Here is a 24,464-nt window from a genome sequence, read left to right on the forward strand (position 1 = left end):
CACGCCCCCGGGGCGGGCGTACGTGTGCGGTGCTGACGGGGCCGGGCCGTGCGGCGTCACGGAAGCAGCCGGGTGCGGGGTCAGCCGGCCCACTCCAGGAGCCGTTCCGCGCTCCAGGTCGTCACCACCCGGTCCGCCGGCACCCCGCACTCCTCGGCACGGGCGCACCCCGACCGCTGCCAGTCGAGCTGCCCCGGGGCGTGCGCGTCCGTGTCGATCGCGAACAGCGTCCCCGCGGTGACGGCCGCCCGTAGCAGCCGCAGGGGCGGGTCCTGCCGCTCCGGACGGCAGTTGATCTCCACCGCCGTTCCGGCCTCGGCGCAGGCGGCGAAGACCCGGTCCGCGTCGAACCGCGACTCGGGGCGGCCACGCCCGCTCAACAGCCGTCCCGTGCAGTGGCCGAGCACATGGGCCCGCGGATGGCGCACCGCCGCTTCCAACCGCCGTGTCATCGGGGCCGGGTCCATCCGCAACTTGGAGTGGACGGAGACCACGACCACGTCGAGCCGCTCCAGCAGCTCGTCCTCCTGGTCGAGCGAGCCGTCCGGCAGGATGTCGCACTCGATCCCCGCCAGCAGCCGGAACGGGGCCCACTCCTCGTTGAGCCGTTCCACCACCTCCAGCTGCTCCCGCAGCCGCTCCGGCGACAGGCCCTTGGCCACCGTCAGCCGGGGCGAGTGGTCGGTGAGGACGGCCCACGCGTGGCCCAGCTCCGCGGCGGTCCGGCCCATCTCCTCGATCGGGCTGCCCCCGTCCGACCAGTCCGAGTGCACATGGCAGTCGCCCGTCAGCCGCGCGAAGAGGTCCTGGCCCCCCTCGACGGGCGGCTCGGCCGCGGCCTCCTTCTCCAGCCGGTCCAGATACCCGGGCGTCTTTCCGGCGAGGGCCTCACGGATCACCTCGGCCGTACGCGGCCCGATGCCGGCGACCCGCTCCAGGGATGTCGCTGCCACCCGCTCGGCCACCTCCCCGGGAGCCATCGCGTCCACCGCCGCGGCGGCCGTACGGAAGGCCTTCACCCGGTAGGTGGCGGCCTGCGAACGTTCCAGCAGGAAGGCGATCCGCCGCAGGGCGGTGACGGGATCCATCGGCACCTCCACCAGGATCGACTGCGGCCGACGCCGGTCCGCCGGGCACGTCGCCCGCCCCACCAGCATGAGCGCCTCCGGCCCCGCCCGCCTCCGAGCCCGGTCACCGGCTCAGGACGCGGCCTCAGGGGCCTCGGCGGCCTCGGCGGTGTCCGTCACGGACACCCAGCGGCCGGTGGACGTGTCGTAGTCGAGCGTGGAGTGCCCGCGTGCCCCGCTCGTACGGAACGGCCGCCCGCCGTCGTCGATGCGCACCGTGCCGGACCGCCCGCCGCTGCTCCACGCCAGCTCCGCGACCCAGGAGCAGTCGCAGCCGACCGTGCGGCCGGTGATCAGGAAGACCTCGGGGTCGGTGACCGAGACGCGGTACGGGAAGGCGACCGCCTCGATGGGGTCGCCCGAGTCGTTGCCCGCGACCGGGCGGGCCACCGGGCGGGAGGCGTCGAGATCCACGTCGAACATCCTCGGAGTGAGGGACCCGCCACAGCCGGAACTCATCCGGTAGACCCGGCCCTCGGCCGGTGAGCGGCGCTCGACCACCCGGATCCGCAGGGACTCCAGCACCACGGCCCGCTCGTCCCGGCCCTGCAGGGTGATCCGGACCCCGGTCTCGCCCGCGTGCACGGCGCCGAGCGCCCCCGCCCACGACGCCGCGTCGGCCTGCACCGGGGGCGGTGGTACGGCGGCGGGCGCCCGGTCGAGGAGATAGGAGTGGTCACAGCCGTTCTTCCAGATGTGGGCGTCACCGGTCCAGGTGAACGGCACCCGCCCGGCCGCCGGGGCCTTCGAGGACCCGGACGGCCGGGGGAGCGGTTCGCCGCGCGGACCGGCACCGGGCGGTGGGGTCGGCACGGGACCACCGGACGGTGATTCCCGCGAGGATCCGCTCGCTGTGCCGTGCGGCTTCCCGGGTGCGGGGGAGCCGGAGGGAGGGGGTTCCGGGCTGTCCGCCGAGGGCCCACCCGGGACGTGGGCCACGGACGTACGCCCGTCGGGTCCCGAGGACCACGGCCGCCCGAAGGCCACGACCAGGGCGAGGACGAGGACCGCCGCGGCGAGGACGCCGAGCCCTTGCCCGTACCGGCGTGCCCGGGGCGACCGGAGAGGCGGCTTCCGGAAAGCGCGGCGCCCGACCGCGCCGGACTGCCCGGAGCCGGAGCCGGAGCCGAATCCGAAGGCTGGGGTGAGCGCGGGGACGGGTGCGGAGCCCGGGGCCGGCACCGCGTCCGGTGGCTCCTCGTCGACCGGACCGGACCGGGCCCCCTCCGCCGACGGGCCCGCCACGCTCTCGGGCTGCGTCGCCACCCCCTGCCGGTCCAGGCGTTCGCCGTCCGCCAGCAGCCACAGGCGGTGCAGCTCCTCCCGGTCCTCGGCCGGTGCGCCGCACAACCGGGCCAGCCGCTCCACCGGGGCGAACTCCGCGGGCACCGTCCGACCCGTGCAGTACCGGTGCAGCGTCGAACCGCTGACCCCGATGCGGCGGGCCAGCGACGCGTACGTCCGGCCCGACCCCTCCCGCAGCGCGCTCAGCCGCTCCGCCAGCACCACCCGTGCGGCCCCCTCGGCGTCACCCGACACGCTCGACCTCCCCTGCCGCCGTTCCAGGGCGTTCCAGCCCTCCGAGAACACCCACGTCACCAGGGGTGGGACGGTTCCAGCCCGGCCGGAAGCCGTGGCGTGCTTGTCCGGATCCGGGGCCGCGGCCCAGGCTGGTGCCCGTTCCGTACCGCCGCCGTGCGGCCCCACCGGGCTCCGTACGTCTCGGCGCGACGTCGTACGTACGAACGGCCGGACCGTACGGATCACCTGACCGCACCATCCGAAACGGGGAAACCTCACCATGCGCAACCTCCGTACCGCCCTCCTCACCGTCATGGCCACGGGCCTGGCCGTCACCGCTCTGGCCCAGGTGCCCGTCGCCGCGGCCCCGGCGCCCGCTCCCGCCCAGCCGAAGTTCCTGAGCGCGGGCCAGCTGCCCGCCTCGCACACCCCCTGGACGGCCGATCCGGTGCGCAAGGGCGTGCCCGCGGAAGGGTCCGTGTGCACCGGTGGGATCACCCCGGCGGCCGGCACCCGCCATCGGGACTTCCGCACCGAGCTGGACACCAACGCCCGCCAGACCATCACGGTCGCCGCCACCACCGCCCAGGCCAAGAAGCTCGCCGCCGATCTGCGCAGCGCCGTGGAGACCTGCCTCGACCGGCTGAAGGAGCAGGAGCCCGGCCTGGAGGGGGAGGCGTTCTACCAGGGCAGGATCAACGTCGAGGAAGGCGCGCACGTCTACAGCATCGACACCTCCTACCCGGAGGTCGGCTCCACCGACATCGGGCTCTTCTCGGTGGGCCGCGACGGCCGGGCGGTCACCGTCGTCGAGTGGGGTCAGATGGGCGAGCTGGACGGCGCTCCGCTGAAGGGGTTCAAGAAGACCACCCGCACCGCTGTGGCCAAGCTCTACTGACATGGCGACCGGCGACCGGCTGTCGGGGGGCGGCCGGTCGCCGGAGGTGCGGGGTACCCCGGACCGGGAGCATGCTGGCTGTGTGACCCGGCACGATTCGCCCCGGTCTTCCCCGCCCGCCGGACACGGGACCGTCGCCGGGGCGGACGACGCCTGCCGTGTGCCCGACGAGCTGTCCCTCGTCCTCGCCCAGGCCCTCGTCAGCGCCGTCGAGTCGAGCGACGGCTACGCGGGCGGTGTCTACCTGCGCAGCGAAACGCCGGGACTTCTACGGCTCGCGGTGCTCGCCGGACTGCCCGGCCCGCTGTTCCGGCCCTGGTGGCGGGTGCACGTGAACCGCCCCTTCCCGGTGTCCGATGCCTACCGCACCGGCCGGCCGGTGCTGCTCTCCGACGCGGAGGAGGCGATGCGCCGCTTCCCGCAGCTGATGGCCGGGCTGCCGTTCCCGTTCGGTTCGCTGTGGGTGCCGATCACCGGGCCCCGGGGGAGCATGGGCGTCATCGCGGTCCTGCGGGCCTCCACGCCGGGGCAGCCCGTCGCCCCCGCCGACGGCGAACGGCTCCACCGCCTGGGCCGTCGGCTCGGCGCCGCGCTCACCGATCTGGAGCGAAGGGGTGGCGACTGCGTGTGGGAGACCGAGCCGGTCCCCGTGCAACTGCCCGCCGCCACCACGCCCCCGGTGCGGGTCGGCCGCTTCGACTGGGATCTGCACTCCGGGAGGGTCTCCGCCGACGACGAACTGTGCTCGATCCTCGGCTTCGAGCCCGCCGCCTTCCCGGGCACCGTCGACGCGCTCGCCGAACGGCTGGTCCCCGAGGACGTGTACGGGCTGTGGGCGCTGGCCCGGCAGACGGTGGAGTCCGCCGAACCGGTCGTCCGCCGGATGAGGCTGCGCGGCCCCGACGGCCGGTCCCATCTGCTGGAGCTGTCCGGCCGTTGGACGCACCCCGACGGCGATGTGTCCGCCAGCCATCTGACCGGCTTCCTGGTCGACCTTGGTGCGGGGCCGGTGGTGCCGGAGGCCGCCGACCGGCTGCCCCGGGGAATCCTCTCCCTGGACCGGCTGGGCCGGATCACGTACGCCAACCGCCTCGCCGAGGAAATGCTCGGCCATTCCCGTACGGAACTCGTGGGCCATCAGGTGTGGCAGGCCCTGCCGTGGTTCGGGCACGAGGCCTACGAGGACCACTACCGGGCCGCCCTGATCGCCGACGAGCCCGTCCACTTCCTCGCCCGGCGTCCGCCCTCGCTCTGGCTGTCGGTGTCCCTGTACCCGGGGCACGACGGGGTGAGCGTGGTCCTTCAGGCGACCGACCAGCCTGCCTACGCCCCCGGCTCCGTCACGACGCCGGGGCTGGGTATCGGCTCGACCGCCGACCGCTCCTCCGCGCTCTACCGGCCGGTGGCCCTCGCCATCGCGCTGACCGAGGCGGTCACGGCCCGTCAGGTCTCCGCGGTCGTCACGGACGAGCTGCTGCCCGCGTTCGGCGGCCGTCAGCTGGCGATCTATCTGCTGAACGAGCGTCATCTCCATCTGGCCTGGGAGACGGGGTTCCCCAAGGGCTTCCTCGACCGGTTCGACGGGGTCGGCCTCGACGTCAGCATTCCCGGGGTGGAGACCCTCACCACGGGGCGCCCGATCTTCTTCGAGTCCATGCAGCGCCTGGCCGAGGCCTATCCGGGCATCCCGATCGACACGGATGTCGGGGCGCGGGCGTTCCTGCCGCTCATCGCCTCGGGGCGGCCTGTCGGCTCCTGCATCCTCGGCTTCGACCGGCCGCGGGGCTTCAGCCCGGAGGAGCGTACGGTCCTGACGGCTCTGGCCGGGCTGATCGCGCAGGCCCTGCAACGCGCCCAGCGCTACGACAGCGAGTCGGCCCTCGCCCGCGGACTCCAGGACGCGCTGCTGCCGCACCGGCTGCCCGAGGTGGACGGGGTGGACACGCTGGGGCGCTATCTCTCGGGCACCCAGGGCATGGATGTGGGCGGCGACTGGTACGACGTCATCGAGACCGGCCGCGAACTCGCCCTGATCATCGGGGACGTCCAGGGCCACGGTGTCTCCGCCGCCGCGACGATGGGGCAACTACGGAGCGCCGTCAGGGCGTTCGCGCTGAGCAACCATGATCCGCGGGAGGTGATGAGCGGCACCAACCGGCTGCTGATCGACCTCGACCCGGGGCAGTTCGCGAGCTGCTGCTACATCACCCTCGACCCGGCGACCGGCGTGGCCCGCGCTGTACGGGCGGGGCATCCGCAGCCCGTGCTGCGGGGGCCCGACGGCCGGACGAAGGTGCTGGACCTGCCCGGCGGCATCGTGCTCGGGGTCGACGGGGACGCGGCCTACCCGGTCACGGAGATGCGGCTCGAACCGGGGGCGATGCTGGCCCTGTTCACGGACGGGCTGATCGAGCGCCCGGGGACGGACATCGACGAGGGGATCGAGCGGCTGCGCGCCACCGTCGAACGCATCGGCGCGGTCCCCCTGGCCGAGACGGCCGACCAGGTCATCGGGGAAGCCCGGGCGGCCACCGACCGTCCCGACGACATCGCGCTCCTGCTCGCGGCCCGCTGGACCGCGGCTCCGCGGGCGCGGCAGCCCAGGACGGAGCGGGAGTCCGGGCCCGATCTGTGGCGCACCTTCAGGAGGCCGGACCCGGGGCGTCCGATGGACCCTCCGGATCCGGCCTCCTAGAAGGCGTCGTGGTGATCAGGCGCCGGAGGCGTCCAGCATGCCCTCGCGCTCCACGACCTTGATCCGCTCACGGCCCTGGGCCGCGCCCAGCGCCTGCTCGTGGGCGTCCAGCTTGTGCCAGCCCTCCCAGGTCGTGTACCGGACGCCCCGGTCCTGGAGGAAGGCCTCGACGGCCTCCGGAGCGGGCGTCGCCGGCTCGGGCAGACGGCCGGCGGCACGGTCCTCCAGGACGCAGGCGACCGTCTCGTTGGCGTCGCCCTTGGTGTGCCCGATCAGGCCGATCGGACCGCGCTTGATCCAGCCGGTGACGTAGACCGAGGTCATGTGCTCGTTCCCGGCGATGACGCGGCCCGCCTCGTGCGGGACGGTGCCGGAGGTCACGTCGAACGGGAGCTTGGGCAGCTCCTCGGAGTAGTAGCCCACGGCGCGGTAGACGCTCTGCATGTCCCAGTCGGTGAACCGGCCGGTGCCCCGGACGTTGCCGGTGCCGTCCAGCTCGGTGCGCTCGGTGCGCAGCGCGGTGACCTTGCCGTCCTCGCCGAGGATCTCGACCGGGGACTCGAAGAAGTGCAGGAACAGCTTGTGCGGGCGGTCGCCGGTGTCGCGGATCGCCCAGTTCTCCAGAGTCTGCGCGACCATGTTGGCCTGCTTGTTCTCGCGGCGGGTCGCGATGGAGCCCTCGTCGTAGTCGATGTCCTCGGGATTGACGATGACCTCGATGTTGGGGGAGTGGTCCAGCTCCCGCAGCTCCATCGGGCTGAACTTGGCCTGCGCCGGGCCACGCCGCCCGAACACATGCACCTCCAGCGCCTTGTTCTCCTTGAGGCCCTGGTAGACGTTGTCCGGGATCTCGGTGGGCAGCAGCTCGTCGGCCGTCTTGGCCAGGACCCGGGCCACGTCCAGGGCCACGTTCCCGACGCCGAGCACGGCGACCTTCTCCGCGGTGAGCGGCCAGGTGCGCGGGACCTCGGGGTGCCCGTCGTACCAGGAGACGAACTCGGCCGCGCCGTAGGAGCCGTCCAGCTCGATGCCGGGGATGTCGAGCGCGCGGTCGGCCTCGGCGCCGGTGGAGAAGATCACCGCGTCGTAGAACGACCGCAGGTCGTCCAGGCCGATGTCGTGCGGGTAGCTGACGTTCCCGAAGAGCCGGATCTGGGGCTTGTCCAGCACCTGGTGCAGGGCCTTCACGATGCCCTTGATCCGCGGGTGGTCGGGGGCCACGCCGTAGCGGATGAGGCCGAAGGGCGCGGGCATGCGCTCGAAGAGGTCGATGGAGACCCCCGGGTCCTGGCAGACCTCGGATTTGAGCAGCGCGTCCGCAGCGTAGATACCGGCGGGGCCGGCTCCGACAATGGCGACGCGGACGGGGCGTGTCATGGCGTGGTGATCCTTCGGGGCGGGCGAACGCGGGCAGGTACAGCGTACGTCGGAGGTAAGGGTTGGCTTACTAGTCTCCACCCCACACCGTAAGCGATCGCCGCGCGGACCCTTCGACCGCCCCTGCCTAGAGTGCCCGATTGGCCCGTTTCGTTATTCCGATATGGTCGATTTGACCTCTATGGGTCTCCTGATCCGTAAAGGTCCTATCGGGGATTCTGGGAGCATTTGTTTGGTCCCGTTCTCGCCATCGCCGCGAGGGAGTGGTGAGCGTCACGTCCGAGAGTCCGGACGTCGAAGTGGACGCATCGGTTCCCTTCTGTGCGAAGAAAGTTGACGCCATGACGGCGTCACCCGATCCGGGAATTCCGCAATTCGATCATGTGCGGAAAAGGAGATCAGGAATGGGGGGCTTGTTCCGTCCGGCGTTTCTCGCCTACGGTCACCGTCAATCCGGATGGAACGCCGAATCCTGCCGCCGTCCGGGAATCCGAAACCCACTCACGTACGGCAGGAGCGGGGGACCCAGGTAAGTCGCCGATCCGTAACCGGAACGGCTTGGGGTGAAGTCGCACGACCGTGCGGCCAGACATCTCCCGTCTGAATCCGACAGCTCACCTCGCAGGCGCCGGAGAGGAAAACCCCCATGCCCGCAAAGGGTCAGCACCGCCGTCCCAAGTCCACCTCGCTCGGCCGCGGCCTCGCCGCCGTGACCACCGGTGGAGCCGTCCTCGCCCTCCCGGTGATCGGCGCCACCAGCGCCTTCGCCGCTCCCGCACCCGCCGTCGCCCCGCAGGCCGTGGCGCCCGCCGCGGCGGCCACGCCGGCGAATTCCGCCGCGAAGGCCGACCCTGCCAAGCATTCTGTGGTGGCCGGCGAAACCCTTTCCAAGATCGCCCGCGAGCATTCCGTCAGCGGCGGATGGAAGAAGTTGTACGAAGGTAACCGGAAGGTCATCGGATCGAATCCCGATCTCATTCACCCCGGTATCAAGCTGGTCATCGGAGCCGCGTCCGCCGCTTCGTCCAAGGACAAGGCGGCCAAGGCTTCCCCGTCCGCCGCGCGCGGTGCCGCGGCGGACCGCGCCGACCGGTCGGAGCGCCTCAACACCGCCCCCGTGGCCAAGGCGGCTCCGGCCGCCGAGAAGAAGGCCGTCACCTACACGAACGATCTCGACGGCTGGATCCGGGAATCGCTGGCGATCATGGCCGAGCGGGGCATCCCCGGCACCTATGAGGGCATCCACCGCAACATCCTGCGCGAGTCCTCCGGCAACCCGAACGCCATCAACAACTGGGACTCCAACGCGGTCAAGGGCACCCCGTCCAAGGGGCTGCTCCAGGTCATCGACCCGACGTTCCAGGCCTACCACGTGCCCGGCACCTCGACCGACAGCTACGACCCGGTCGCCAACATCACGGCCGCGTGCAACTACGCCGCGGACCGCTACGGCTCGATCGACAACGTCTTCGGCGCCTACTGATCCCCGCGCGCCCGAACAGCGCGAGGAGCCCCGGACCGCACGGTCCGGGGCTCCTTCGTCGTACCGGGGGTCGCCGGGAAATTACCCCCAAGTTTCATCACTGGAACAGGTTCTCTTCTGGGGGGTCGCCGCGATCGCCGGGCACGCCCCACGGGCATGGGCGGATGTCCGTGCGGCGGCGGCACCGGTCGGATCCGGGGCCCATGTACCGGTCCTGGTCGTCGGCACCGGATACGGCGGCTCCGTGGCCGCCCTCCGCCTCGCCGAGGCAGGCACGGACGTCCACATGGTCGAGAGGGGCATGGCCTGGGACACCCCCGGCACGGACGGCCAGGACGGCGGCGATGTCGTCGGTGGCCGCGACCCCGAGCGGGCGGCCGAGACCGCCGAGTTCGCCCGCGTCACGGCCGACCTTGGCGGGATCGTGTACGAGGACGGCGGCGAGTGTCATCGCCGGATGGGCCTCGACGGCGCGGATCGTGGCGCGGCCGACGTTGCCGGTACCCCAGACCACCGTGGGAATCATGCGCGGAGGGTAGCCCCGGGGCCTTGCACTTCCCGGAGCCGTGACACCACCGGATCGGCCGGGAGAAGAGGTGTTCCCGTACCGGCGGGGGGATCCGCCAGTACGGGAACATCTCAGGGGGTTCCGCGCTTCGCGCGGGTGAACCTGCGCCGAGACGGTGTACGACCCCTGCGGCCGCTTGCCGTCCTCGGCCGGGACCGGGGCCGAGGCCCCGGCCGCGAGGGGGCCGTCCGGCGCAGGTCCGTTCAGCCCGTCGCCACGCCCCCGACCAGCAGCAGCGCTACATCCGCCGCCGCCACGGCCACCGCTCCGGCCAGCGCCGCCTTGCGCCAACGGCGGCCGAGCGCCGGGCCCGCGAACGCCGCCGCTCCCGCCAGGACGAGCGCCGCCGCACCCGCGGCGTCCACCGGTCCGGGCGGCCCGAGCGCGAGCACTGCCGTCGCACCGAGGAGCGGAAGTGGCAGCAGGAGCCGGGTCCCCGTGTCGCCCAGCCGGTGCGGAAGGCCTCGGATCCTGGCCGCCCGGTCCACCGTGATGTCCGGGAGCGTGTCGGCCAGATGCGCCGCGAACCCGAGCAGGGCCCCGGCCGCCACCGTCCACCACCGGGGCGCCGGACCGCCGGGCAGCGAGAGGGCGACGGCGGCGGGCAGGGCTCCGAACCCGGCCACGTACGGCAGCCAGGACAGGGCGGTCGCCTTGAGGCGCAGGTTGTAGAGCCAGGCGGCCGCGACCGCGGCGAGGTGCACCGTACCGGCGAGAACCCCGCAGGCCAGCGAGAGCAGTACGCACACGGCGAGCGCGACCACCGCCGCCGCCCACACCGCGCCCGCCCCGACCGTGCCGTCGGACGCGGGCTTCCCTCGGCGGCCGGCCCGGGCGTCACGCCGCGCGTCGTACGCGTCGTTGCACCAGCCCACCGAGAGCTGCCCGGTCAGCACGGCCGCCGTGACCAGCGCGGAACGCGGACCACCGAGGCCGGACCCGAGGGCGAGGGCGCAGGTGAGCGCCGTCACCGCGAGCGCGGGACCGGGGTGGCACGCGAGCGCGAGCCCCACGAACCGGCCGCCCCGCCGCCCGGTACCGGACGGAGCGGCGTCGACCGGAACGGAGCCCGCCGGGCTCACCCTCTCCGTGGCGTCCATCGGGCGATCGTAGAGCGCTGTCGCCCCGTCAATGCCACGACCGGGCGGGTCTTTTGCGGCATTCATCCCGCCTTGTGGGCAGGATGGGGGCATGACGCCACCGAAGCAGGAGGCAGGATGACCCGCATCGCCGCGGTGCACGGGGCACTGCCGTCGCACCGTCACACCCAGCGCGAGGTCACCGACATGGTGGCCCGGACCTGCCTGCCGCCCGGCGCCGACCGCCGCGTCCTCGACCGGCTCCACGAGAACGCCCGGGTCCGCAGCCGGCACACGGTGCTGCCGCTGGACGGCTATCGCGACCTCGACGGCTTCGGCCCGTCCAACGACGTGTTCATCCGGTCCGCCGTCGACCTGGGCGCCCAGGCCGTACGCGGCGCGCTGCGGACGGCGGGGCTGCGCCCCACCGACGTCGACCTGCTGATGTTCACCTCCGTCACCGGCATCGCCGCCCCCTCGATCGACGCCCGGCTCGTCACTCGCCTCGGGATGCGGTCCGACGTCAGACGACTGCCCGTCTTCGGCCTCGGCTGCGTCGCCGGAGCCGCCGGCACCGCCCGGCTGCACGACTACCTCCTCGGCCGCCCCGACGACGTGGCCGTGCTCCTGTCCGTCGAGCTCTGCTCTCTCACCTTCCAGCGCCACGACACCTCACCCGCCAATCTCGTGGCGACCGCGCTGTTCGGGGACGGGGCGGCCGCCGTGGTCGCCCTCGGCGGACGCCGGGCCGTCGCCGGGCCCGAGATCGTGGCCACCCGCAGCCGGATGTACCCGGACACCGAGCACGTCATGGGCTGGGACATCGGCTCCACCGGCTTCCGCGTCGTCCTCGATCCCGGCGTGCCCGACGTCGTACGCCACTATCTCGCCGACGACGTACGGGAGTTCCTCGGCGAACACGGTCTCAAACCGAAGGACATCGCCCACTGGGTCTGCCACCCGGGCGGCCCCAGGGTCCTCGAGGCGGTGACCGAGGTCCTCGACCTGCGCGACGGGGCGCTCGACGTCACCTGGCGCTCCCTGGCCGACATCGGCAACCTGTCCTCGTCCTCGGTCCTGCACGTCCTGCGGGACACCATCGAACAGCGCCGGCCGGAGCCGGGCACCCCCGGACTGCTGCTCGCCATGGGCCCGGGGTTCTGCTGCGAACTGGTGCTGCTGCGCTGGTAGGAAGGAACGGCCCATGACCTGGTACACCGCCCTCGTGCTCGCCGTCGCCGCCGAGCGCCTCGCCGAACTCGTGGTGGCCCGCCGCAACACCCGCTGGAGCCTCGCCCGGGGCGGCGTCGAATCGGGCCGGGGACACTATCCGGCGATGGTCGCGCTGCACACCGCGCTCCTGGCCGGCTGCCTGGCGGAGGTCCACCTCGCCGACCGGCCCTTCCCGCCGGTCGTCGGCTGGGCCATGGTCGCCGCCGTCGTGGCCGCGCAGGCGCTGCGCTGGTGGTGCATCCGCACGCTCGGCCCCCGGTGGAACACCCGCGTCATCGTCGTCCCCGGCCTGCCCCGGGTCACCGGCGGCCCCTACCGGTGGCTGAGCCACCCCAACTACGTCGCGGTCGCCGCCGAAGGGCTCGCCCTGCCCCTGGTCCACGGGGCATGGGTGACCGCCCTCGTGTTCACCACCCTCAACACCGCGCTCATGGCCGTCCGGATCCGCTGCGAGGACGAGGCGCTGGACCGTCTCCCGGCCGTGGACGCACGGGCGTGATCGACGTCCTCGTCGCGGGCGGCGGACCGGCCGGGCTCGCCGCGGCGATCCGGGCCGCATCGGCGGGCCTGGAAGCCGTGGTGGTCGAGCCGCGCACCACCCCCGTCGACAAGGCGTGCGGCGAGGGCATCATGCCCGGCGGCGTCGCGGCCCTGCGCGACCTCGGCGTCCGGGTGCGGGGCCACGAGCTGCGCGGCATCCGCTACACCGACGGCCGGCGCAGCGCGGAAGCGGCCTTCCGGGGCGGCCCGGGCGCGGGAGTCCGCCGCACCGAACTCCACACCGCTTTCCACGAACGCGCCGCCGCCCTCGGCGTACGCACCATCGCCGCCAAAGTGGGCGAGATCCGCCAGGACGAGCGCACGGTCACCGCCGCCGGACTCACCGCACGCTGGCTCATCGCCGCCGACGGCCTCCACTCGCCGCTGCGCCGCGCCCTGGGCCTCGACCACCCGGTCCCCGGCCCCGGGCGCTACGGGCTGCGCCGCCACTACCCGCTCGCCCCCTGGACGGACCACGTCGAGGTGCACTGGTCCCGGCACGGCGAGGCGTACGTGACCCCGGTCGGCGAGCGCCTGGTGGGCGTGGCCGTCCTGAGCCGCGACCGCCGCCCCTACGACCAGCACCTGGCCGCCTTCCCCGCCCTCGCGGCCCGCCTCGCGGACGGCCGGGCCGCCACTCCCGTACGCGGGGCCGGCCCGCTGCGTCAGCGGGCGCTGGGCCGACGGGCCGGGCGCGTCCTGCTGGTCGGTGACGCCGCGGGGTACGTGGACGCCCTCACCGGGGAGGGCATCGCCCTCGCGGTAGGCACCGCGACGGCCGCGGTCGACTGCCTGACCGCCGGGCGGCCCGAGGACTACCCCCGTCACTGGGCGCGGGTCACCCGCCGCTACCGGCTGCTCACCGCGGCCCTGCTGGGCGCCGCGGGGCACCCGGCGTCGGGCCGGCTGATCGTCGCCGCGGCCCACCGGGCGCCCGCCGTCTTCCGCACCGCGGTCCGCGCGCTCCAGTGAGGTCGCGGCGCCGGGTGCGGCGGGCTTCCGCTCGAATGGCAGGGTCCCCGGTTCCGGCTTAACGTCGATCGGGTGAACGGCCGCGCTCACACAGGGCACTGCCCTCGGCACGAGAGACGAACTCCACCATGACGGGCTCCCACGCGACACCCACGCCCACGGCCACGGCGGACGACCGGCACCGGAGCGGACTGGCGCTGCTGGTCATCGCCTCGTGCCAGCTGATGGTGGTGCTCGACGTCACCATCGTCAACATCGCGCTGCCGCACATGCAGAAGGACCTGGGGTTCTCCACCGAGAACCTGTCCTGGGTCGTCAACGCGTACACGCTGACCTTCGGCGGGCTGCTGCTGCTCGGCGGGCGCCTCGGCGACATCCTCGGCCGCCGCAGGGTCTTCATCTTCGGCGTGCTCCTCTTCGTCTTCGCCTCGCTGCTCGGCGGACTCTCCCAGGAGGGCTGGCAGTTGCTGGCAGCCCGTTCCCTCCAGGGCGTCGGCGGCGCGATCGCCTCGCCGACCGCCCTGTCGCTGATCACCACCACCTTCCGCGAAGGCCCCGAACGCAACCGCGCGTTCGGGGTGTTCGCCGGTGTCTCGGCCGGCGGCAGCGCGATCGGGCTACTCGCCGGCGGGATGCTGGTGGAATGGCTGGACTGGCGCTGGGTCCTGTTCGTCAACGTCCCGATCGGCCTGCTGATCGCCTTCGCGACCCCGCGTTTCATCCCGGAGTCCGAACGCCGTCCGGGCCATTTCGACGTCATCGGCGCGCTTACCTCGACGGTCGGCATGGTGCTGCTCGTCTACGGTTTCATCCGCGCCTCCGAGGACGGCTGGACCGACGGGCTCACCCTCGGCTCGTTCGCGGCCGCCGTGGTGCTCCTGGCGGTCTTCATCATGATCGAGCGCGGCTCGAAACAGCCCATCACCCCTCTGTGGATGTTCCGCGACCGCAATCGCGCCGGGTCGTACGCGATGATGCTCAGCCTCGCCGCAGCGTTGTTCGGGATGTTCTTCTTCCTGACCCTGTTCGTGCAGAACGTGCTCGAATTCAGCCCGCTGCGGGCCGGGCTCGCCTTCCTGCCGGTCAGTGCCGTCATCGCGGTGAGCGCCGGCCTGACCTCCCAACTGCTGCCCCGCTGGGGCCCCAAACCCTTCATGGTGGTGGGGGCGCTCCTGGCGGCCACCGGCCTCGGCTGGCTGACGCTGACCGACGTCCACAGCTCCTACCTCGGCTCGATCCTCGGCCCGATGCTCGTGTTCGGCTTCGGCATGGGCATGCAGTTCGTCTCGCTGACCCTGATGGCCGTCTCCGGCGTCGCCCGAAGGAGGCGGGTGCCGCCTCCGGCATCCTCAACGCCACCCAGCAGGTGGGAGGCTCGCTGGGGCTGTCGATCCTGGTCACGACGTTCGGCACGGCCAGCCGCAACGAGGCGACCGACCAGGTGCCGAAGTTTCTCGAGGAGGCCACGCCCGCCCAGAAACTGGAGTTCCGGAGGACCGAGGTGCTGCCATCGCCCTGGGGGGCCGAGGTGCTCACCTCGGGCGTCTCCAGCGCCTTCGTCGTCGCGGCCTGCTTCGCCGTGCTCGCCGCCCTGGTCGCCCTGTTCGTCATCCAGGTCCGGCCCGCCGACCTGGCCCGCCTCCAGGGCGGCGCGACGCCGCTCGCCGCGGAGGCGGAGGGAACGGGCGACGGCGGGGCGGACGGGCCGACGTCCGGCGCGGACGCCACCCGGCCCGACCCGGACGCACCATCTCCCGACCCGGACGATCCACGGACCGACCCGGACACCGACCGACCAACGAAAGGGCTGTGACCCATGGACTGGACCCTCGAAGTGATCGTGCTTCCCGTCACCGACATCGACCGGGCCCGGGACTTCTACCGGGACGGACTCGGCTTCCACGTCGACATCGACGACGAGGTGATGCCGGGCGCCCGAGTGGTCCAGCTGACGCCGCCCGGCTCCGGCTGTTCGATCGCCCTCACCGACGGCGTGCCCAACCCCACGGGGACCCCGCAGCCCGGCACGTACCACGGGCTCCAGCTCTGCGTCACCGACATCGCCGCCGCGCACGCCGAACTCGTCGGCCGGGGTGTCGAGGTCTCCGAGCCGCAGCGGTACGCCCCCGACGACGGGGCGACCTTCATGCACTTCACCGACCCGGACGGCAACGGCTGGGCGGTGCAGGAGTACCGCCGCCGGGAGACCGAACCCCTGCACAAGCTCCTCGCCGACCAGGCCGCCGGGAACGGATCGAACGCGGGGGACACGGTGGGGTGAACCGGATGTGGAGGTGGATCGCGCCGCGTCCGGTCCATCAGAATGCTCCCCGTATCGAGTGCAGAGATCCATCAGCGCAAGGGAGCGGCATCCACATGGGCGGCAACGCAGACATGGTGGCCTTCGTCCGGGCGCGGCTCGCCGACGAGGAACACGTCGCACTGGCCGCCGGCGGGGACCGATGGCGGTGCCCGGCCGACGTGCCGGGCGAGGTCCACGACCGCACCGGCGGAGTGGCGTTCACGGTGCGCGGCCGGGGCTTCGACCAGCACATCGCCCTCCAGAACCCCGCGCGGACCCTGGAGCGCATCGAGACGAACCGCGTCATGCTGGGCGAGTACGTCGAGGTGGCCGACCTGGACACCGACCGCCCGGCCGAGGACTTCCGCTCCGGCCGCGCGGTGGGCCTGGGCTTCGCCGTACGGCAGCTCGCCGCCGAGTACGCGGGCCACCCGGACTACCAGGCACGTTGGCTGCCACGGTTCATCCAGTAGCCCGATGCCGCCTGAACGGGTGGTGGCCACTGTCGTACGAGACGGTGACCTTGAGGATGATCCACGCCAAAATGGCGTTGCTCTCTGGTGAGGAGTGATCCCGCCGTGTAGCGTCGCCGACAGATGTCGTGGTTCGCAGTACCTGCCCGCGCCTGGCGCGGGCGTTTTGCTGAGCAGTGCCTGAGAACCAGGGCGATCACCTCCGGGTCCGCGCGGTGCGGATCCGTTTACTGCTGAGAGGTACAGGCATGGCCAGCGGAACCGTCAAGTGGTTCAACTCGGAAAAGGGCTTCGGCTTCATCGCGCAGGACGGCGGCGGCCCCGACGTCTTCGCGCACTACTCCAATATCAACTCCACCGGCTTCCGTGAGCTCCAGGAAGGCCAGGCGGTGACCTTCGACATCACCCAGGGCCAGAAGGGCCCGCAGGCGGAGAACATCACCACCGCCTGATCCGGGTTCGACCGACCCTGGAGCCCCGGAGCGCGACGCGCTCCGGGGCTCCAGGGCGTTCCGGGCCATGAGTCAGTGGGACGGAAGGCCGTCCTGGGCCCGTGCCGATGCAGGGGAAGAACGTGATCGACATCGTGCGCGAAAGGATCACACGGTCCCGAGGCCGATCACGATCATCCACTGGCATCGCGACCAGGGAAGCCGGCCCAGCCCGGCGGGGAACCGGGTCGTGACCGTCCCCAGGACCGGTCCCTGAATGGCGCCGGCTGTCCTCCGACCGGGTGGCCGCTCCGGGGATTGGTCCGCCTCGGTGCGGGTACGCGGTGGCTCGCGAACCCAACGCCCCTGGTGTTTCTGGGAGCGAGAACGGAGGGCAGATTCATGCTGAAGGCCATCGCGGACGTGCTTCGCTCCATCGGAGGCGCCATCGCCACCGTGGTCACGTTGCCCTTCCGGGCGCTGGCCCGACTGTTCGGCGGCGCGTCGAGCAGCGCGCGCGGACACCACTGACCGCTGCGACATGCCGGTGCCCCGGCCCTTCGAGAGGGCCGGGGCACCGGCATGTCATGCGGGGGCGGAGGCGGCAGGTCAGCCCGTCGCCTCGTCCGGGGCGGGGTGATCCTCGGGGTGCGCGCCCGCGTTGCGCGGCGCGTTCCGGCCGGCGCCCGCCTCGTCCAGCTCGGGCCCGTCGTTCTCGCGGGCCACCCGGTCCGGCACCGGTATGTCGAGAGCGTCCTCGCCCTCCTGGGTCTGCTGGTCCGGCATGTCCGCCGGCACGGGGGGCGGGCTGCCGGAAGCCCCGGTGTAGGCGGTGCCTTCCGGCCTGCGGTCGGTCATGAGAGCTTCCTTCCGTACGGCCCCGGAGCGCCCGGGGAGGAGTGATGCGCCCAGGTGGGTACCCGCTGCGGGCCGGAGCAGTCACCCGACCCGATGAGGCGGGGGACACAAGGGCCGGGCCGCGGAAGACGGTGGTGGAAAAGGCGTCCGCGGAGTGTGACCCGCCCGAGCGTGGGTACCCGGGGCGATGCCCCACTCGGCACACGTCGCCCCGCTCGGGCGCGACATCACCCGACGAATCCGGCGGAAGGATGCCCCGCATGCTGATGGCCCACCCCACGGTGCTGCGCAATCTGATCGAGCAGTACGAGGTCCTGCGTGTGCTGCACGCGGAGAGCGGCGGCCCGGAGGCCCGGCAGCGCATGGACGACGTGGCGTACACCCTGTGCGTGTCGACCGGCACGAGCGACGTGGACAGCGCGCTGGTCGCCGCCCGCCACCAGCTGCCCGGCGCCCGCCCCGAGGACGACTCCGTCCTCTCCGCCTGACCTGTCGAGCGTCGAAAGGGAGGCCCCGTGGTCCGCACGGTGGGAGTCGAGGAGGAACTGCTGCTGGTCGACGAGGGCAGCGGAGAAACCCGGGCGCTGTCCTCTGCGGTGCTGGCGATCGCCGAGAAGGACACGGCCGGGGAGTCGCCCTTCGAGCCGGAGCTGCACCGTCAGCAGCTGGAGTTCTCCACACACCCCTGCGCGGACATGGGCGAGCTCGCCCAGTCGGTCCACCGGTGGCGTGCCCAGGCGGTCCGGCACGCCGCCGACGCCGGGGCGTCGGTCGTGGCCCTGGCGACCTCACCGCTCCCGGCCAGCCCGAAGATCGGCACGGGGGAGCGGTACCGGTGGATGGCGGAGCGCTTCGGCCTCACCGCCCAGGAGCAGCTGACCTGCGGCTGCCACGTCCATGTCTCGGTGGAGTCGGACGAGGAGGGCGTGGCCGTGCTCGACCGGGTGCGCTGCTGGCTGCCCGTCCTGCTCGCCCTGAGCGCCAATTCGCCGTTCTGGCAGGGGCAGGACAGCCGGTACAGCAGCTACCGAAGCCAGGTGTGGGGCCGGTGGCCGTCGGCCGGCCCGGTCGACGTCCACGGCTCCGCCGAGGCGTACCACGAGAGCGTCCGGTCCCTCGTCGCCACCGGCGTGCTCCGGGACGAGGGGATGGTCTACTTCGACGCGCGCCTCTCGCACCGCTACCCCACGGTGGAGGTCAGGGTCGCGGACGTCTGTCTGGACCCGGCCGACACCGTGCTGCTGGCCACGCTCGTACGAGGACTGGTGGACACGGCCGCGAAGGAGTGGCGCGCCGGCGAGCCGCCGCCCGAGGCCACCACGTCCTTGTTGCGCGCGGCCTCCTGGCAGGCGGGCCGCTCGGGCCTGGAGGGCCGGCTGGTCCACCCCCGGACCTGGCGGCCGGAGCCCGCGCCCGATGTCCTCCGGGCCCTGCTCGACCATGTGCGGGACTCCCTGGAGGAGAGCGGCGACCTGAAAGCGGCGGAGAAGGCCCTCGCCACCATGGTCCGGCGCGGGAACGGGGCGCGGATCCAGCGCGAGATCCTCGCGCGGACCGGCAGCCTGCGTGACACGGTGGCCGAATGCGTTCGCATGACGGCCGGATGAACCATCAAGCCATCAACTCAACAACTCATCAACCCATCACGGGAACGGAGCAGTCCATGTCCACCACCGCTCTCGACGACCGCCGGATCCTGGCCGTCGTCACCAACTACGGCGTCGAGCAGGACGAACTCGTCGTCCCCGTGAAGCACCTGCGCGACCACGGGGCGCAGGTCAGCGTGGCGGCGGTCTCCGCCGACACGATCCGCACCCTCGTCGGCGACCGCGATCCCGGCGAGACCGTGCAGCCCGACCTCACCCTCGACGACGTCGACCCCGCCGCGTACGACCTGCTCCTCGTCCCGGGCGGCACCCTGAACGCCGACTCGCTGCGGCTGGAGGACGCCACGACCCGGATCGTCAGCTCGTTCGCCGCCTCCGGCCGGCCGGTGGCCGCCATCTGCCACGGGCCGTGGGCGCTGGTCGAGGGCGACTACGTCCGGGGCAAGACGCTGACCTCGTACGCCTCGCTGCGGACCGACATCACCAACGCCGGCGGCAGCTGGATCGACAAGCCGGTGGTCCGCGACGACGCCGGGGGCTGGCCGCTGATCACCTCCCGGAACCCTGGAGACCTGGACGACTTCCTCGGCGAGATCGACGCCGTGCTGGCGGAGGGCTGAGGGACGGCGCGGCCGAGAACCCAGGCCCGGTGCTCGTCGATCTTCCGCGACTGCAGCGCCTTCATAAGGGCAAGGCCTCTGCCACGGCTTTGGGCGGCACACGGGTGGTGGACGTGCCGCTGGGCGGGCAGCCGCCCCGCGTCCGCCGTCGCCGGATGCGGAGTCCACCGGCGCTCAGCCCAGCGTCTGGGTCACCTCGCTGCGCGTGGCGGTGTGTACGAGCCGGCACCGCGCCCCGTTGACGAACGGCAGGTACGGCGGCACATGGCCGCATTCGACGTCGGCGACGATCGGCACGTTCAACGGTCCGAGCGCGTCCAGCACCGCCTCGTGCTGGGTGAGGGAGGCGGCATCCGGGGCCGGAGTGCGGCCCACGACCACGGCGTTGGCCGCGTCGAAGAAGCCGGCCAGGCGCATCCCGTGCAGATAGCGGCAGATGGCGAACGCGTCGTCCCCGGCGGCCTCCACGTACACGAGAAGCCCCTCCGGGGCGTGGGCCCGGGCGAACGCCGAGGTGTCGAGGTACGGCGTCCCGGTGAGGTTGCACAGCATCTCGACGCAGCCCCCGATCAGCCGCCCCTCGACCTCCACGTCGCCGCCGCCGTCCAGCCGGGTCCACCGGCCCGGGACGTCGAGCGTGAGCGTACGGGAGTCGGGGTGCGCCGCCCAGTCGTCCCAGCCCGAGGCCCGATGCCGTTCCGGTGGGATCTGGGTGAAGCGGTGGCCCGGAGGGGCGGTGACGATGTCCAACCAGGACACCAGCCCCTCCGGGACCCGGTACGGGGTGTCCATGAGGTTGTTCCCGTGCACGGTCGCCACCCCGGTGAGCAGGGTCAGCGGCGTCATCACCGTCGACATGTCGGAGTAGCCCACCACCCAGGTCGGCTCGGCCGCCCGCACCGCCTCCCAGTCGATCAGCGGCAGCAGGTCGATCGCGGTCTCGCCGCCCCACGGCGGAACCACGGCCCGGATGCCGGGGTCCGTCAGCATCGCCGTCAACTCGGCCGCCCGCTCGGCCGCGGGCGCGCTGACGTGCCCGGAGCCGTCCATGCACCGGCCGGTCACGACCTCGTACCCCCGCGCCTCCACATCGCGCACGGCCACGGCGAGCCGCTCGCGCAGCTCCTTGGGCACTCCGCTCGAAGGGGAGGTGACGCCGATGCGGTCACCGGGGCGCAGGGGGCGCGGGTATCGAACTGGCATGCGGTGGATTCTGGCACAGCACGCCCGCGTCCGGTCAGCGCATCACGGCGGGAGGCGACGTCGGCAGTTCGGCGTGGCGAACCGTGAACCCGCCCCGGACGGCCGGAGCGAAGGGGGCGGGCGCCATGCAGGTCCCCACCCTCGGGGCGGTGACGTTGCCCTTCTCGTCGGTCTTCTCGGGATCGACGTTCGCCACGCCCCACGAGAACCCGAGCCGATCCGGTTCGCCCCTGTGCCCCTCGGTGACGCTGAAGCCCAGGCGCTCGCCGACGGGCCCCACGTCGGACCGGGTGACCACGGCGGTGAGCGTCGCCGTGCCGCCGCCGGTGACCAGGCAGTCCACCCGGGCCTTCGCCGTGGCGATCTGCCCTGTGGCGGCGACGGCGTGGCGGAAGCTCACCGTGCCCCGTGCATCGGTGGGCAGTCCCTGGGGCAGGCCGGGAAGCGGACGGGAGTAGGGCGCCGCCTCGGCGTCGATCGTGAAGCGGATGTCGTCGTCGGGGCTGAACGCATAGTGGATCCGTGCCGATCCGTGGACGCTCGCGGTGCCGGCCCGTTTCGTGGCGGGGGCGTCGCCGGCGGGCGCCGCGGTCAGTGCTGTCAGCGCGGCGATGCCGAGTGCGGCGAGGGGGGTGAAGGGCATGGTGAGCTCCTTGTTTCCGAGTGTCTGCCAGGGGTGCTGTTGCGGGTGTCCGCCGTGGTCACCAGCTTGGTTTCGGGGGTCCGCCGGATCCATCGGCCGATCGGCAGACGCGCGAAGGCGGCGCCGCCGGGCTTCTCTGCCGGACGGCGGAGGGCAGGGCCGGCGCCGTTGGCCGGCGGCCATGACCGAGGCCGTCTCGAACCGCCACACATGGAAGGTTAGGGTGACCTAAGTCAATTCGGTTCTCTCGTCCCCGGGCGAGGCGCTCAGGCCGACCATGCGTACGAAGGGGCAGTGTCCATGACGATCCATCGAGCCGTCGTCGCCCGAGTGCAGCCGCTCACCCCGAGCATGACCCGCGTGACCCTCCACGGAGAGGGGCTGGCGGGCTTCAGGAGCACCGGAGTCGGCGACGAGTACGTGCGGATCTTCCTCCCGCACGGCCCGGACCGCACCGACGTCTCCCTGCCCCGCACCACCGAGCAGGGCGGCTGGGAGACCCCCGAGGGGCAGCCCGTCGCGCCGATGCGCACGTACACGATCCGCGCCGTGCGCCCGGAGGCGGGCGAGGTCGACATCGACTTCGTGCTGCACGAAGGCGGTGTGGCGTCCGGCTGGGCCGCCGAGGCGCGTCCCGGCGACGCGGTGGGTGTCAACGACCCCACCGGGCTCTACAGCCCCCCGGAGGATCTCTCCTGGCAGGTGCTGGTCGCCGACCAGACCGGCCTGCCCGCCGCCGCCCGGCTGCTGGAGAACACTCCGGAACATGTCCGGACCCGGGTGGTCCTGGAGGCGCCCGACGCCTCGGCCGCGCTGCCGCTGCACGAAGCCGCCGACTCCAAGGTGACCTGGACCTACGGCGGAAACGGCCACGGCCCGAGCAGGCTGGCCGACCTGGTGGCCGCCGCCGTCCCGCCCGGCACGGACCTCGCGGGCGGGTACGTATGGGTGGCCGGGGAGACCAACGCCCTGCGTGCCGTGCGCCGTTACCTCCGGCGCGAGCTGGGGCTCCCGGCCCATCGCTTCAAGGTCGTCGGCTACTGGATACCGAACTCCGACACCTGGTCCGAGCGGTACGAAGCCCTGCCCGAGTCCGTCCGCTCCGAGCTGGAGGCCCTCTGGGACAACCCGGCGACAGGCGGTGACACGGAGGATCTCACCATCCGGTACGAGGCACGCCTCAGCGACCTCGGACTCTGACCGACCCCGTCTCCCGCCCCGCTTCACACCTCGCGGCACCGGTGCGCCACACCCCCTAGGCTGCGACCCGGCACCGGCCCCGACGGATTCAGGAGCGCACCCCCGCATGAACCACCCCTTCCGCGACGTCCCCTTCCCCTTCCCCGACGCGCTGAGCGCCGACGCGTCCCCCGCCGCATCCGCTGCTCGCCCCGGTGACCGGATTCCTCGGCACCTGGCGCGGCACGGGGAGCGGCGGGTATCCGACGCTGGAGGCGGACTTCACGTATGCGCAGGAGGTCACGTTCAGCCACGACGGGCGGCCCTTCCTCGCCTACGAGGCCCGGGCCTGGCTGCTCGACGCGGCAGGGAACCCCCTGCGGCCTTCCGCCCGGGAGACCGGCTGGTGGCGGCTGCGACCGGACGGCCGGACGGAAGCCCTGATCACCCAGCCCACCGGCATCGCGGAGATTCTCTCGGGCCACGCCCGCGACGGCGTCGTCGACCTCGCCACCGAGCAGGTCTCCCTCGCCCCCACCGCCAAGCAGGTCGACGCCACCCGCCGCCGCTACACCCTGGCCGGCCCGGACGCGCTGGCCTTCGTCCACGACCTGGCCGCGGTCGGCCGGCCGCTCCAGCACCACCTGTCCGCCGAGCTCCGCCGAACAGCGCCCGGTCAGGCCGGGTAGTTGCCGGAGCGTGACCGAAACGGCGGCATAGCGGCCGGGCCACGGGGCAGGTGGACGGGAAGCACAGGAGAACAGGAGCGCCATCCCGATGTCCCTTCCCTCGTACCCGGACTCCCCGTACTCGGCACCGCCCGCGGCCGGTCACGACCCCTACGGCGGTCAGCCGCCCGCCCGGACGAACGGCTTCGCCGTCGCCGCCCTGGTGCTGGGGCTCCTCGCCTGCCTGTTCTTCTGGACCGTCGTGGGCGGCCTGCTCCTCGGCCTGCTCGCCGTCGTCTTCGGCATCATCGCCGCGCTCCGCACCCGCCAGGGCCGCGCGCCGCGCCGGGTGATGGCCATAGTCGGCGCCGCGTTCGGCGCGCTCGGGCTCATCGGCTCGGCGATCGTTCTCGTCGTGGCCGTCTCCGTGTTCGACTCCCCGGAGTTCAAGGACTTCGAGACCTGTATGGACCGGGCCAACGGGCGGGCCGCCGAGGACCGCTGCACCGAGGACTTCATCGACGAACTGACCAGCTGACCGGCCCCGCGGGAGCCGCCGCCCCGCGGTGCGGCGGCGTAGGCTCGGCCCATGGTGCACGTACTGGGCAGCAGGATTCTGCTGCGCCCCACCGACCCCGACCGTTCCCGCGCCTTCTACGGCGAGGCCCTGGGGCTCGCCGTCTACCGCGAATTCGGTACGGGCCCCGAGCGCGGCACGGTCTACTTCCTCGGCGGCGGATTCCTGGAGGTCTCCGGCCGGGGCGAGGAGTCGCCCTCGTCGGCCCTACGGATCTGGCTCCAGGTCGACGACGCGGAGGCCGCCCACGAGGAACTGCGGGCCAAGGGTGTCACCGTCCTGCGACCGCCGAAACGCGAACCCTGGGGACTGGTCGAGATGTGGATCGAGGACCCCGACGGCGTGCGGATCGCCGTCGTCGAGGTGCCCGACGACCACCCCCTGCGCCACCGGCCCTGACCGGCGGCCTC

At 72.8% G+C, this 24,464-nt stretch carries 23 protein-coding genes, 4 pseudogenes and 1 riboswitch; of the genes and pseudogenes, 19 read left to right on the forward strand and 8 right to left on the reverse strand.

Going from position 1 to position 24,464, the window contains the following annotated elements:
• Positions 1-80: 80 nt before the first annotated feature.
• Complete coding sequence (locus CCZ36_RS32845) at positions 81-1,088, reverse strand: PHP domain-containing protein (protein WP_069736055.1); 1,008 nt, start codon at positions 1,086-1,088, stop codon at positions 81-83.
• Positions 1,089-1,199: 111 nt separating this feature from the next.
• Entirely contained in the window at positions 1,200-2,666 is a 1,467-nt protein-coding gene (locus CCZ36_RS32850; protein WP_164873570.1) for a helix-turn-helix domain-containing protein, read from the reverse strand.
• 262 nt (positions 2,667-2,928) lie between these two features.
• Here CCZ36_RS32850 and CCZ36_RS32855 point away from each other — a divergent pair, with 262 nt between their 5' ends.
• The gene (locus CCZ36_RS32855) at positions 2,929-3,546 is read left to right on the forward strand and encodes a hypothetical protein (protein WP_069741697.1); all 618 of its coding nucleotides are present in this window, start codon (positions 2,929-2,931) and stop codon (positions 3,544-3,546) included.
• 160 nt (positions 3,547-3,706) lie between these two features.
• Entirely contained in the window at positions 3,707-6,241 is a 2,535-nt protein-coding gene (locus CCZ36_RS32860) for a SpoIIE family protein phosphatase (protein ID WP_069736053.1), read from the forward strand.
• A 15-nt stretch (positions 6,242-6,256) separates the two neighbouring features.
• On the opposite strand, the gene CCZ36_RS32865 is transcribed toward CCZ36_RS32860, so the two are convergent.
• A complete protein-coding gene (locus CCZ36_RS32865; protein WP_069735989.1) occupies positions 6,257-7,618 on the reverse strand; it encodes an FAD-dependent oxidoreductase in 1,362 nt (453 codons plus the stop codon).
• 484 nt (positions 7,619-8,102) lie between these two features.
• A riboswitch (cyclic di-AMP (ydaO/yuaA leader) is annotated at positions 8,103-8,261 on the forward strand.
• Between the two features lie 3 nt (positions 8,262-8,264).
• Between CCZ36_RS32865 and CCZ36_RS32870 the strand changes: the two genes are divergently transcribed.
• Together CCZ36_RS32870 and CCZ36_RS36155 are read left to right on the forward strand one after the other, a co-directional pair.
• Positions 8,265-9,101 carry a transglycosylase SLT domain-containing protein gene (locus CCZ36_RS32870; protein ID WP_069741695.1) on the forward strand — a complete coding sequence of 279 codons (837 nt, stop codon included), beginning with the start codon at positions 8,265-8,267 and terminating at the stop codon, positions 9,099-9,101.
• A 96-nt stretch (positions 9,102-9,197) separates the two neighbouring features.
• A pseudogene (locus CCZ36_RS36155) lies at positions 9,198-9,435 on the forward strand (FAD-dependent monooxygenase); the annotation flags it as partial.
• Here the strand turns inward: CCZ36_RS36155 and CCZ36_RS32880 are convergent.
• Both CCZ36_RS32880 and CCZ36_RS32885 read right to left on the reverse strand, forming a co-directional pair.
• Positions 9,412-9,627, reverse strand: a pseudogene (locus CCZ36_RS32880) (dihydrodipicolinate reductase); the annotation flags it as partial. The pseudogenes CCZ36_RS36155 and CCZ36_RS32880 overlap by 24 nt on opposite strands.
• Positions 9,628-9,872: 245 nt before the next feature.
• Positions 9,873-10,769: a UbiA family prenyltransferase gene (locus tag CCZ36_RS32885; protein ID WP_128819209.1), complete on the reverse strand. Its 897-nt coding sequence runs from the start codon at positions 10,767-10,769 to the stop codon at positions 9,873-9,875.
• Between the two features lie 117 nt (positions 10,770-10,886).
• Here CCZ36_RS32885 and CCZ36_RS32890 point away from each other — a divergent pair, with 117 nt between their 5' ends.
• The 8 genes and pseudogenes from CCZ36_RS32890 to CCZ36_RS36350 all read left to right on the forward strand — a co-directional run bounded on the left by CCZ36_RS32890 (position 10,887) and on the right by CCZ36_RS36350 (position 17,230).
• Entirely contained in the window at positions 10,887-11,939 is a 1,053-nt protein-coding gene (locus tag CCZ36_RS32890) for a type III polyketide synthase (RefSeq protein WP_069735985.1), read from the forward strand.
• Between the two features lie 13 nt (positions 11,940-11,952).
• Complete coding sequence (locus CCZ36_RS32895; RefSeq protein WP_128819210.1) at positions 11,953-12,480, forward strand: isoprenylcysteine carboxyl methyltransferase family protein; 528 nt, start codon at positions 11,953-11,955, stop codon at positions 12,478-12,480.
• On the forward strand, positions 12,477-13,493 hold the full coding sequence (locus CCZ36_RS32900; protein WP_069735983.1) for an NAD(P)/FAD-dependent oxidoreductase: 1,017 nt from the start codon (positions 12,477-12,479) through the stop codon (positions 13,491-13,493). The genes CCZ36_RS32895 and CCZ36_RS32900 overlap by 4 nt, the downstream gene beginning before the upstream one ends.
• A gap of 128 nt (positions 13,494-13,621) precedes the next feature.
• Positions 13,622-15,306 (forward strand): annotated as a pseudogene (locus CCZ36_RS32905) (MFS transporter).
• 3 nt (positions 15,307-15,309) lie between these two features.
• Positions 15,310-15,774, forward strand: a complete 465-nt coding sequence (locus CCZ36_RS32910; RefSeq protein WP_069735981.1) for a VOC family protein — start codon at positions 15,310-15,312, stop codon at positions 15,772-15,774.
• Between the two features lie 95 nt (positions 15,775-15,869).
• Positions 15,870-16,268, forward strand: coding sequence for a DUF6221 family protein (locus tag CCZ36_RS32915; protein WP_010072992.1), 399 nt, complete (start codon positions 15,870-15,872; stop codon positions 16,266-16,268).
• Positions 16,269-16,516: 248 nt separating this feature from the next.
• The gene (locus tag CCZ36_RS32920; protein ID WP_003964323.1) at positions 16,517-16,720 is read left to right on the forward strand and encodes a cold-shock protein; all 204 of its coding nucleotides are present in this window, start codon (positions 16,517-16,519) and stop codon (positions 16,718-16,720) included.
• Between the two features lie 381 nt (positions 16,721-17,101).
• Positions 17,102-17,230 carry an LPFR motif small protein gene (locus tag CCZ36_RS36350; protein ID WP_003964321.1) on the forward strand — a complete coding sequence of 43 codons (129 nt, stop codon included), beginning with the start codon at positions 17,102-17,104 and terminating at the stop codon, positions 17,228-17,230.
• A gap of 78 nt (positions 17,231-17,308) precedes the next feature.
• Here CCZ36_RS36350 and CCZ36_RS32925 read toward each other — a convergent pair whose 3' ends face one another.
• Complete coding sequence (locus CCZ36_RS32925) at positions 17,309-17,557, reverse strand: hypothetical protein (RefSeq protein ID WP_069735980.1); 249 nt, start codon at positions 17,555-17,557, stop codon at positions 17,309-17,311.
• A 260-nt stretch (positions 17,558-17,817) separates the two neighbouring features.
• On the opposite strand from CCZ36_RS32925, the gene CCZ36_RS32930 reads away from it, so the two are divergent.
• Genes CCZ36_RS32930 through CCZ36_RS32940 form a run of 3 tightly spaced genes read left to right on the forward strand, consistent with a single transcriptional unit; the run spans position 17,818 to position 19,784 of the window.
• Positions 17,818-18,045, forward strand: a complete 228-nt coding sequence (locus tag CCZ36_RS32930; protein ID WP_069735979.1) for a DUF5133 domain-containing protein — start codon at positions 17,818-17,820, stop codon at positions 18,043-18,045.
• 27 nt (positions 18,046-18,072) lie between these two features.
• A complete protein-coding gene (locus CCZ36_RS32935) occupies positions 18,073-19,164 on the forward strand; it encodes a glutamate--cysteine ligase 2 (RefSeq protein ID WP_128819211.1) in 1,092 nt (363 codons plus the stop codon).
• A 56-nt stretch (positions 19,165-19,220) separates the two neighbouring features.
• Positions 19,221-19,784, forward strand: coding sequence for a DJ-1/PfpI/YhbO family deglycase/protease (locus CCZ36_RS32940; RefSeq protein WP_069735977.1), 564 nt, complete (start codon positions 19,221-19,223; stop codon positions 19,782-19,784).
• Positions 19,785-19,958: 174 nt separating this feature from the next.
• Here the strand turns inward: CCZ36_RS32940 and CCZ36_RS32945 are convergent, their stop codons facing one another.
• Entirely contained in the window at positions 19,959-20,987 is a 1,029-nt protein-coding gene (locus CCZ36_RS32945) for a S66 family peptidase (protein WP_069735976.1), read from the reverse strand.
• A gap of 34 nt (positions 20,988-21,021) precedes the next feature.
• Positions 21,022-21,630, reverse strand: a complete 609-nt coding sequence (locus CCZ36_RS32950; RefSeq protein WP_128819212.1) for a hypothetical protein — start codon at positions 21,628-21,630, stop codon at positions 21,022-21,024.
• A 300-nt stretch (positions 21,631-21,930) separates the two neighbouring features.
• Between CCZ36_RS32950 and CCZ36_RS32955 the strand changes: the two genes are divergently transcribed.
• From CCZ36_RS32955 to CCZ36_RS32970, 4 genes and pseudogenes are all read left to right on the forward strand, one after another.
• Complete coding sequence (locus tag CCZ36_RS32955) at positions 21,931-22,830, forward strand: siderophore-interacting protein (RefSeq protein WP_128819213.1); 900 nt, start codon at positions 21,931-21,933, stop codon at positions 22,828-22,830.
• Positions 22,831-22,936: 106 nt separating this feature from the next.
• Positions 22,937-23,498, forward strand: a pseudogene (locus tag CCZ36_RS32960) (FABP family protein).
• A gap of 88 nt (positions 23,499-23,586) precedes the next feature.
• Positions 23,587-24,015: a DUF4190 domain-containing protein gene (locus CCZ36_RS32965; RefSeq protein ID WP_069735972.1), complete on the forward strand. Its 429-nt coding sequence runs from the start codon at positions 23,587-23,589 to the stop codon at positions 24,013-24,015.
• 51 nt (positions 24,016-24,066) lie between these two features.
• Positions 24,067-24,453 (forward strand): VOC family protein, encoded by a 387-nt coding sequence (locus CCZ36_RS32970; RefSeq protein ID WP_128819214.1) that lies wholly within the window; start codon positions 24,067-24,069, stop codon positions 24,451-24,453.
• Positions 24,454-24,464 lie beyond the last annotated feature (11 nt).

It is taken from the genome of Streptomyces sp. S063 (assembly GCF_002832675.1).
In the GTDB taxonomy this organism is placed as follows: domain Bacteria; phylum Actinomycetota; class Actinomycetes; order Streptomycetales; family Streptomycetaceae; genus Streptomyces; species Streptomyces sindenensis.